Genomic DNA, 9,097 nt, shown 5'->3' on the forward strand with positions numbered 1-9,097 from the left:
TAGATGCCCGCGCCGAGCTCTCGTGTGATCGCACCGAGCGCCAAGGCGAGCAGCAGCACGAACGCCATGCCCAGCATTCCGCCGGCACCCTTCAGGCCGGTCGTCGTGAGCTGCTCGACGGTCATCCCGCGCTGCGTCAGCATCAGGACCCAGGCGACGAGGAGTCCGGAGAGCACGGCCCATAGCACGCTCGTCGAGCCGGAGCCCTCGAGGACGTCGCCGCCGCCGGTAATCCACAGCCCGACCGGCATCATCACCACCATCACACCCAACGGCAGCAGCATGTTGATGACGCGCGGCGGGATGGCCCCGATCGGCTCCGGCACCAACGCCGTTTCGTCCACGTCGGGTGCCGCTCCGGGATCGAAGCGCTCGCCTCGCTCGGCGCGTTCCTCGGCCCGTTTCATCGGACCGAAGCGCCAGCCGGTCACGGCCACGAAGCCCGCGAGTGTGACCGCCGCCAAGGCGTAGACGTTGTACGGGATCGACGACACGAACAGGCCCAGTGGGTCCTCGACGCCCTGCTCGCTCAAGAGCTGCAGCACGTAGGCGCCCCACGCGTTGAGCGGGATGAGCACGCAGACCGCCGCTGAGGTCGAGTCGATGAGGTACGCCAGCATCTCGCGCGATCGCTTTTGCCGGTCGAACAGCGGCCTCGAGACGGCGCCGGCCACCAAGACCGTGATGTTCGACTCGATAAAAATGACCACGCCGACCAGGAACGACAGCAGCCGCGCGCCCCTCGGCGACGACGCCCACCCGCGCCGCTCGAGCGACTGAATGAACCCCTTGACGCCGCCCCCGGCCTCGACGGTCGCGATCAGTGCGCCGATCACCAACGTGAACAGGATGACCCGCGCGTTGCCCGCGTCGCCCAGCACGCCGACCACGCCCTCGATGGCGCCGCCCAGTCCGGCGAGCGGGTCCCAACCGTTCAGGATCGTGAACCCGAGCCACACACCGGCTCCGAGCGACAAGTACACCTGCCGCGTGCCGATCGCTAATCCGATGGCCAAGAGGGGCGGGAGCAGGCTGGTCCAGGTCGGGTCGATCTCGGGCACGGGCGCGGGGGAGGACGCCCCGATGGTACGGCCTCGAGGACGGGACGAGCGCGTGGTCGTCCTCGAGGGCGGTGATCCCCGTTCGCCCTCGATTGCGGATGACCATTGTCCACCTCCCGCATCCCATGTCTGAACCTGGTTCCCCCCTCTCCCGTCGCGAGAGCCTCAAGCGCGCCGCCGGCGCCCTCGCGCTCGGCCTCGGCGCGCCCGCCGCGCTCGCCGCCGGCGACGAGGTCTCGTTCGTCTATCCCAAGCTCGAGTTCTACGACCGCAGCGGCGACCGGCCGGTCGCGTCGGTCCGCATCTCGGAGGAAGTCTTCGAGGAGCTGTCGAAGCCGGGCGCGTTCACGAGCATGAAGCTCGGCCCCCCGTACGCCGTCTTCGAGGTCCGCCGGTCGGACCGGTAGTGGCCGAGCACGACCTCCACCTGCTCCCCGTCTTGCGCACGCGGGAGAGCGCGTTCTCGTACACGTGCCGCGGGTGCGGCCGGTGCTGCTACCACAAGGGGATCCGAGTCGGCCCGTACGAAACGGCCCGGCTGGCCGACGCGCTCGGGACCTCGACGACCGACGTGCTCGACCGCTACGTCCACCCCGAGACGAACCTGCTCCGCCAGGCGGAGGGCGGGGCGTGCGTCTTCTTCGACGGCGGGTGCCGGGTCCACCGGGGCCGGCCGCTCGCCTGCCGGCTCTACCCCCTCGTGTGGACCGGGGCGACCGACGGCTCCGAGTCGTTCCCCGAGCTGAGCGCGCACCCGGAGACGGAGGGCGAGTACGGGACCGACGGGGCCGTCGCGAACTACCTCGCGTCCCAAGACACGGCGCCCTACGAGCGGGCGGCGTGGCGCTACGCGGCGGTCCTCCGCCGCCTCCGAGTCGCCCTCGAGGCCGACGGCGCCGACCCCGGGAAGCCCCCGCCCGTCCTCGACGTGGACGCCGCCCTCGAGGGTGAGGAGTCCTCCGGGGACCTCGAAGACCGGATCGACCGGCACCTCGAGCTCTTGCACGCCTGGCTCGACGCCGCCGACGCCCCGCCCTCGACGTGACGGCCTCGAAAGCGCGCGTTGCCTGAGCCCGAGTCCATGCGGCTATGGGGTGTGCTCACTCCCCTCCTGCTATGCGCCCCTTGCTCCTCGTGGCCGCCGTCGCCGCGGTCGCCACGGCCCAACCGTCCGTCTCCGTCTCCGGCTTGGCTGCCATTCCCCAAGGCGAGTTCGCCGACGCCCTCGACGCCGTCGGCGGCGGCCTGTCCGTCGGCGCGTTCTACGCCGTGCCCGGGAGCCCGGTCGCCCTCGGCCTCGAGGGCGCGGCGTCGCTCTACGGCTACGAGCGACGAGAGGTACCGCTGTCGCTCACGATCCCCGACGTCCGGGTCGGCGTCGCGACCTCGAACAACTTGGTGCAGGGCTTGGCTGTGCTCCGGCTCCAAGTCCCGAGCGGCGGCGTCCGCCCCTACGCTGACGCCGTCGGTGGACTCTCGTACCTGTTTACCGAGACGTCCGTCGGCGACGACGACTTCTACAGTGACTACGGCGAGCCGCTCTCCTCAACCAACTTCGACGACCTGGCCCTGGTCTACGGCGGGGGCGCGGGCGTGCTCGTGACGTTGCACCGCGGGTTCTCCGATGAGGGCCGGCCCACGTCGGTCGCCCTCGACGCGCGCGTCCGCTACCTCGTCGGCGGCCAAGCGACGTACCTCGGCCGCGGCGACATCGACCGGTTCACCGACGGGACCATCGACCTGTACCCGCGGACCTCGAGGACGGACCTTCTCGTGCCGTATCTCGGCGTGTCGTTCTCGTTCTAGCGAGGCGCGTCCTCGAGGTCGCGACCACCGGCCTCGAGGACGGCTACAGCGCCGGCTGGACCTGGAGCTGTGGCTCCTCGACGTGGTCCATCTTGCGCAAGAGCGACAGGTCCAGGATGCTGAACCCGACCTTCGAGAAGATGGGCAGCAGCACGAACAGCGCCGTGTCGACACCTTGGCCCACCACGCCGAGCCCGGACGGCCCGAGCGCCCACGTCAGCGGGTAGCCGATCCAGAACAGGGCGAGGTACCCCGCAACGGTCGTGTACGTCTTCCCGACCTCGTCGCCCTGGGCCTGGGCCACGCGCCGGAGCGGCCCCCACACGACCACGAAGATGACGACGAGCGCCGCGACGCCGATGCCGTAGTAGACCAGCCGAGGCGTGCCGACAGACAAGTCCGCGATCAGCCCGGACAGGATCATCACGATGTCCGCCACGACGATCGTGACCAGCGTCGGGACGTGCTTGCTCTTGTCCGCCCGCGTCGTCGCCGTCATCCACAGGGCGACGAGCAGGAGCGGCGTGGTCACGACCCAGTCGGCGTAGCGTGCCCAGTACGTCGTCTGCCCGGCGATCTCGACGGTCCCGTAGTCGAACGCCATCGCGAGGTAGGCGAGCCCAGACCACACGGGGATCGCGGTCGCCACGATGTACTCCCAGACCGGCACACCCTTGGGGTTTCGAGCCCATGACGCGAACAGAAGAGCGCCGCCGGCCATGCAGGCGATGTAAACGACGTAGAGCGCGGTATCGAAGTCCATAGGTGGAGCGGGGAGAGCCTCTGGAACACGTCTCCGCCAGCTAGGCCCCTCAGCGACGAGCATTAAGGAATCCCCCGAATTCGAAGACCGGACAGGCGCCGTCTCGTCCTCGAGGACGCGCGGTCGCTTTGAAACGAAGTCTCGACCTCGAGGTCGGCGGTCCCTGAAACGTCGGTGAGGGCCAAGAGACACGCGAACCCCACACGCGCGGTCTCGTGGAAGCGGCCAAACTCTCTATCCAGACATGGCCGAAGTCCCGACTGCCACAGACACCGTCCGGCTCCAAGTTGCCGGTGCTCAGAACCCCGACGTCGGCAAAGGCGTGGCCCGCCTGAGCCAGGAAGCCCTGGCCGAGCTCGGCATCGCGCCCGGCGCCATAATCGAGCTGCGCGGCAAGAACACGACGGCGGCGATCGCCATCCCCCCGTATTCCGCCGACGCCGGGCTCGGCATCATCCGGCTCGACGGCCTCCTCCGCGCCAACGCCGGCGTCGGCATGGGGGACCACGTCGAGGTCGCGGTGGCCCAGGTCCAACCAGCCGCGAAGGTGACGTTGGCACCGGCCCAGCCAGGCGTCCGGCTCAACGGCCGGGGGCAGGCGCTCCTGCGGACGCTCTTGGGGCGGCCGTTGGTATCGGGCGACACCGTCTCGACGAGCGTTTACCGCTCTCAGCCCGGCCCGCAGGACGGAATCCCGGGCTTGCCGCCCGAGGTCGCCCAGCGGCTGTTCGGCCAGCAGCGAGCGTTCGGCCTGCAGGAGATCCGCCTGATCGTGACGCAGACGTCGCCGCGGGGCGTGGTTCAGGTCACGGAGCAGACCGAGATCGAGCTCCTGCCCGAATACCAGGAGCCGACCTCCGGCGACGGCCCGGTCGGGATCACCTACGACGACATCGGCGGGCTGGGCGACACCGTGGACCAGGTCCGCGAGATGATCGAGTTGCCGCTCAAACACCCCGAGCTGTTCGCACGCCTGGGCATCGACCCGCCCAAGGGCGTGCTGCTGTACGGCCCGCCCGGGACCGGCAAGACCCTCCTCGCCCGCGCCGTCGCGAACGAGACCAACGCCCACTTCTCGGTCATCAACGGCCCCGAGATCATGGGCCGCTACTACGGCGAGTCCGAGGAACGCCTGCGGGGCGTGTTCGAGGAAGCCGCCGAGAACGCGCCGGCCATCATCTTCATCGACGAGATCGACTCGATCGCGCCCGCGAGGGACGAGACGGGCGAGGCCGAGCGCCGCGTCGTCGCCCAACTCCTAACGCTCCTCGACGGCCTGGAGGGCCGCGGCAACGTCGTCGTGATCGGCGCGACCAACCGGCCCGACGCCATCGACGAGGCGCTCCGCCGTCCGGGACGGTTCGACCGCGAGATCGTGATCGGCGTGCCCGACACGCAAGGTCGGCGCGACATCCTGAACATCCACACGAGAGGGATGCCGCTCGCCGAGGGCGTCGACCTCGATGTGCTGGCGCGGACGACCTACGGGTTCGTCGGAGCCGACCTCGGAGCGTTGGCCCGCGAGGCCGCGATCTCCGCCTTGCGGCGCCTGCTCCCCGAGATCGACCTCGATGAGGACGAGATCCCGGCCGAGATCCTGGACGAGCTCGTCGTCCGGGACGCCGACTTCGACGACGCGCTGCGACGCGTTCAGCCGTCGGCGCTGCGCGAGATTCAGATTCAGGTCCCGAACGTCGGCTGGAGCGACATCGGCGGTTTGGAGGAGACCAAGTCCCAGCTCAAGGAGGGGATCGAGCTTCCGCTCAAGCATCCCGAGGCGTTCGAGCGGCTGGGCATCCGGCAGGCGCGCGGCTTCCTGCTGTTCGGCCCCCCCGGCAACGGCAAGACGTTGTTGGCCAAGGCCGTCGCCCGAGAGGCCGAGGCCAACTTTATCGCGACCAAGTCGAGTGACTTGCTGAGCAAGTGGGTCGGCGAGTCTGAGAAGCAGGTCTCGAAGCTGTTCAAGCGCGCCCGCCAAGTCTCGCCGACGGTCATCTTCATCGACGAGATCGACGCGCTGGCGCCTTCGAGGGGCGGCGGCCAAGGCGACTCGAACGTGACCGAGCGCGTGGTCAACACCCTCCTCGCCGAGATGGACGGCCTGGAAGAGCTTCAGGGCGTCATCGTGATCGGCGCCACCAACCGCCCGACCCTCTTGGACCCGGCGCTCCTGCGCCCCGGCCGGTTCGACGAGATCGTCTACGTGCCCGTCCCCGACCCCGCCGGCCGCCTCAAGATCCTGCAGATCCAGACGACCTCGATGCCGCTCGCGGACGATGTCGACCTCGAGGCCGTAGTTGACCGGACCGAGCGGTTCTCGGGCGCCGACCTCGAGAACCTGGTCCGCAAGGCCGGCCTGCTCGCCCTCCGGGCCGACCTCGAGGCCGTGACCGTGACCGCCGCCAACTTCGAGGCCGCCCTCGAGGACGTCCGACCGAGCGTGACGCCCGAGGTCGAGAAGGAGTACGAGCGGATGCGGAAGCAGCTCAAGCAGGAGGACCCGCGCGGCACGCGGCCCATCGGCTTCCAGATCACGCCGTCGGAAGAGGGCTGAGCCGATTTCGGCTGGGATCTCGGTGGTAGAGGAGCGGCTCGTGTGGCCGCCCCTTTTCCCCGAGACCCATGCTCGTTCGCGCCTTCGTTCTCGCCGCTCTCGTAGCGTCCCCCTCGCTCGCGCAAGCGACGTTCACCGTCACCACGACGGACAACAGTGGAGACGGCTCTCTACGACAGGCCATCTCGGACGCGAACCGGTCGCGCAACGCGGCTGGAGGGCCGGACCGCATCGCGTTCGCGATTCCTGGGACCGGGCCGTTCACCATCGCGCCCACCTTCTCCCTCCCCGACATCAGCGAGGCCGTCGTCCTCGACGGACTGTCCCAGCCGGGAGCCGACTGCTCGACGTGGCCGGCGACGCTCATGATCGTCCTCGACGGTGAGCGAGCCGGGGTCCAGATCGACGGCTTGACGTTCATTTCAGGAGGCGGCTCGACTGTTCGCGGCTTGGTCATCAACCGGTTCGATGGGGACGGGTTCGACGTCAAGGGCTCTGGAGGCAACACGTTCGGGTGCAACTACGTCGGGACCGACGTGACGGGAACGCTCGCCCGACCCAACGGCGACGACGGGGTCGACATCGAGTCGCCCGGCAACGTCGTCGGTGGCCCAACGGTCTCTGCCCGAAACCTCATTTCGGGCAACGGCAACGATGGCGTCGACATCGACGGGTTTGGGATCGACGCGAGTGACAACGTGATCCAGGGCAACTACATCGGCGTGGCCGCCGACGGGGCGAGCCCGATGGGGAACGGAGACGAGGGGATCGAGCTGCAGTTCGGCGCGACGGGCACCCTCGTCGGTGGCACGGAGCCGGGCGAGGGAAAAGTGATCGCCGTCAACGTTGGCAACGGCGTCAAGGTGGAGGAATCGACCTCGATTCGCAACTCGTTCTTCAGCAACGTCGTCTTCGGCAACGACGAGCTGGCCATCGACCTGGGAGACGATGGGAGGTCACGCAACGACACCGACGACCGGGACGCGGGCGCCAACGGCGGCCAGAACTACCCCGTCGTGACGGAGGCTGTGACCGTCGCCAACACGGGCACGACCGTGGTGCGAGGGACCCTGAACTCGGTCCCGAGCGCGACCTACCGCGTCGAGGTGTTCGCCAGCCAAGCCGACGACAGCCAGGCCGAACGGTACGTCGGCGCCCTCGAGGTCGTGACGGACAGCGGAGGCGATGTCGCCTTCGAGGTCGAGCTCGCGGAGCCCGTCCCGGCCGGTCAGTTTATGACGATGACGGCGACAGACGCGTCGGGCAACACGAGCGAGCTCAGCGACGAGCTCGTGGTGGCGGCCCTCAACAACGTCGCGTCCGAGGATGGAGGAGACCTCGACCTCGAGGTCGTGCTCGCTCCCAACCCGGCCTCGAGGTCGGCGACCGTGTCGTTCGAGACGACGGAGGCCGTGCCGGCGACCGTGACGGTGTTCGACGTGGTCGGGCGCGTGGTGCAATCGGCGCCCTCGAGGGCGGGGCTCGGGACAAGAGAGGTGCCGCTCGACGTGTCGGTCCTGCCACCGGGCGTCTACGTGATCCGCGTGGCGACGGCGCGTTCGACACGGACGGCGCAACTCACGGTCGCCCGGTAGCACGGGACGGGCTGTCGAGACGCGCCCTCGAGGTCGAGAGGCAGCTCTAGGACGAAGCCGCCATGACCAGGCGTCGGGCTGGACGCGGCCAGCCGGCACGCCTCTCCTCTTCCATACACATTCCGCTCGCCCTCGAGGCCGCGCCTACCTTCGCCACACCCAACCTGCTCCGCCGTGCCTGCCTTCTTCTCCCCCGCCTGGGCCTCGGCCGTCTGCGACGCGCTCAACGCGAGCGAGAGCTACCGAGAGGCCGCGCGGACGTGGGACGGCGCCATCCGGTTCGTCGCCCGCACCGACGGCGACGGCCTCGAGGTCTGGCTCGACCTGCGCCACGGCGAGTGCCACGGGACGAAGACCGGTGAGGACGCCTCGACCGCAGAGGCCCCGTTCGAGATCGCGGCCTCGAGGGCGGTCTGGGACGACGTGCTCGCGCAGACGCTCGACCCGGTTATGGGCATGATGCTGGGGAAGCTCAAGCTGACCGGCAGCATGGCCCAGATCGCGTCGCACGCCAAGGCCGCGAAGGCGCTGGTCGCGTGTGCAGCGTCCGTGGAAACGACGAAAGGGTGAATCCGCTGCCCTGTGGCACGAAGCGCGACGACGTACGTTTGTAGAATCGTGCGTCGCCTTCCGTCCCTGCTCCTTCTCGTCGCCCTCGTGGGAGGGATCGGCGCGTCGTGGACGCACGAGGCGCACCACGCGCTCGAGTGGGCCGAGGGCCAGACCGAGCACACCGACCACGCCGACGGCGTCCAGGCCCCGTGCGTCGACGGCGACCTCCACGCCCTCGACTGCGCTGTTTGCGCCGGGCTGAGTAGCGTCGTCCTCGAGGCCGGACTTGCACTCGACCTCGAGGCGGCCGCGGAGGGACAAGTGGCTGCAACGGAGGCGTACGCTGACTATCGCCGGGCGTCGACGCCGGCCCGAGGGCCGCCGGCCGTCGCGTAGATCCGTCCAGGCTGCCGTCGCGCAGCCGGAGGACGGGCACGTTCGGGCGCGCAACCGCCCGACTGGTTCCAGGCCGCCGACGCGGCCGACGCGACGGTCTCCATGGTATCTCTCCGCTCTCTAGCGGTCGTCCTCGGCGTGTTCGCCAGTACGGTCTCCGCTCAAACGCTCTCCGGGCGCGTCCCCGACGCCGCCACCGGAGCCCCCCTGCCCGGCGCTGCCGTGCGCGTCCTCGAGGCCGCCGCAGCGACCGACGCCGACGGCAGGTTCGCGCTGCGCGGTCTCCCCGCCGACACCGCAACGGTCGTCGTCTCGTTCGTCGGTTACGATACCTGGCGCGGGTTCGTGGACCTGCGCCAGACGCGTAGCC

At 69.6% G+C, this 9,097-nt stretch carries 10 protein-coding genes; 8 read left to right on the forward strand and 2 right to left on the reverse strand.

Going from position 1 to position 9,097, the window contains the following annotated elements; translation table 11 throughout:
• Positions 1-1,061, reverse strand: a 1,061-nt coding sequence (locus WBA11_RS19310) for a Na+/H+ antiporter NhaC family protein (RefSeq protein WP_424522258.1), incomplete at its 3' end; no start/stop codon positions are given.
• Positions 1,062-1,186: 125 nt separating this feature from the next.
• Between WBA11_RS19310 and WBA11_RS19315 the strand changes: the two genes are divergently transcribed.
• The 3 genes from WBA11_RS19315 (at position 1,187) to WBA11_RS19325 (ending at position 2,867) form a co-directional block, all read left to right on the forward strand.
• Positions 1,187-1,468, forward strand: coding sequence for a hypothetical protein (locus tag WBA11_RS19315; protein ID WP_424522259.1), 282 nt, complete (start codon positions 1,187-1,189; stop codon positions 1,466-1,468).
• A complete protein-coding gene (locus tag WBA11_RS19320; RefSeq protein ID WP_424522260.1) occupies positions 1,468-2,106 on the forward strand; it encodes a YkgJ family cysteine cluster protein in 639 nt (212 codons plus the stop codon). The genes WBA11_RS19315 and WBA11_RS19320 overlap by 1 nt, the downstream gene beginning before the upstream one ends.
• A 71-nt stretch (positions 2,107-2,177) precedes the next feature.
• Positions 2,178-2,867, forward strand: a complete 690-nt coding sequence (locus WBA11_RS19325) for a hypothetical protein (RefSeq protein ID WP_424522261.1) — start codon at positions 2,178-2,180, stop codon at positions 2,865-2,867.
• Between the two features lie 43 nt (positions 2,868-2,910).
• Here WBA11_RS19325 and WBA11_RS19330 read toward each other — a convergent pair whose 3' ends face one another.
• Complete coding sequence (locus WBA11_RS19330; protein WP_424522262.1) at positions 2,911-3,630, reverse strand: bacteriorhodopsin; 720 nt, start codon at positions 3,628-3,630, stop codon at positions 2,911-2,913.
• A 244-nt stretch (positions 3,631-3,874) separates the two neighbouring features.
• On the opposite strand from WBA11_RS19330, the gene WBA11_RS19335 reads away from it, so the two are divergent.
• The 5 genes from WBA11_RS19335 to WBA11_RS19355 all read left to right on the forward strand — a co-directional run.
• Positions 3,875-6,184 carry a CDC48 family AAA ATPase gene (locus tag WBA11_RS19335; RefSeq protein WP_424522263.1) on the forward strand — a complete coding sequence of 770 codons (2,310 nt, stop codon included), beginning with the start codon at positions 3,875-3,877 and terminating at the stop codon, positions 6,182-6,184.
• Between the two features lie 68 nt (positions 6,185-6,252).
• A complete protein-coding gene (locus tag WBA11_RS19340) occupies positions 6,253-7,779 on the forward strand; it encodes a T9SS type A sorting domain-containing protein (protein ID WP_424522264.1) in 1,527 nt (508 codons plus the stop codon).
• A gap of 174 nt (positions 7,780-7,953) precedes the next feature.
• On the forward strand, positions 7,954-8,349 hold the full coding sequence (locus WBA11_RS19345; protein WP_424522265.1) for an SCP2 sterol-binding domain-containing protein: 396 nt from the start codon (positions 7,954-7,956) through the stop codon (positions 8,347-8,349).
• A gap of 48 nt (positions 8,350-8,397) precedes the next feature.
• Positions 8,398-8,727 (forward strand): hypothetical protein, encoded by a 330-nt coding sequence (locus WBA11_RS19350; RefSeq protein WP_424522266.1) that lies wholly within the window; start codon positions 8,398-8,400, stop codon positions 8,725-8,727.
• 102 nt (positions 8,728-8,829) lie between these two features.
• On the forward strand, positions 8,830-9,097 hold a 268-nt coding region (locus WBA11_RS19355; protein ID WP_424522267.1), incomplete at its 3' end, for a carboxypeptidase-like regulatory domain-containing protein.

This window comes from Rubrivirga sp., assembly GCF_049648075.1.
In the GTDB taxonomy this organism is placed as follows: Bacteria; Bacteroidota; Rhodothermia; order Rhodothermales; family Rubricoccaceae; genus Rubrivirga.

Excerpts from the sequence above, each read along its gene's own strand:
- WBA11_RS19315 (WP_424522259.1), top strand. The coding sequence starts at position 1,187 with ATGTCTGAACCTGGTTCCCCCCTCTCCCGTCGCGAGAGCCTCAAGCGC.
- WBA11_RS19340 (WP_424522264.1), top strand. The coding sequence starts at position 6,253 with ATGCTCGTTCGCGCCTTCGTTCTCGCCGCTCTCGTAGCGTCCCCCTCG.
- WBA11_RS19330 (WP_424522262.1), bottom strand. The coding sequence starts at position 3,630 with ATGGACTTCGATACCGCGCTCTACGTCGTTTACATCGCCTGCATGGCC.
- WBA11_RS19335 (WP_424522263.1), top strand. The coding sequence starts at position 3,875 with ATGGCCGAAGTCCCGACTGCCACAGACACCGTCCGGCTCCAAGTTGCC.
- WBA11_RS19325 (WP_424522261.1), top strand. The coding sequence starts at position 2,178 with ATGCGCCCCTTGCTCCTCGTGGCCGCCGTCGCCGCGGTCGCCACGGCC.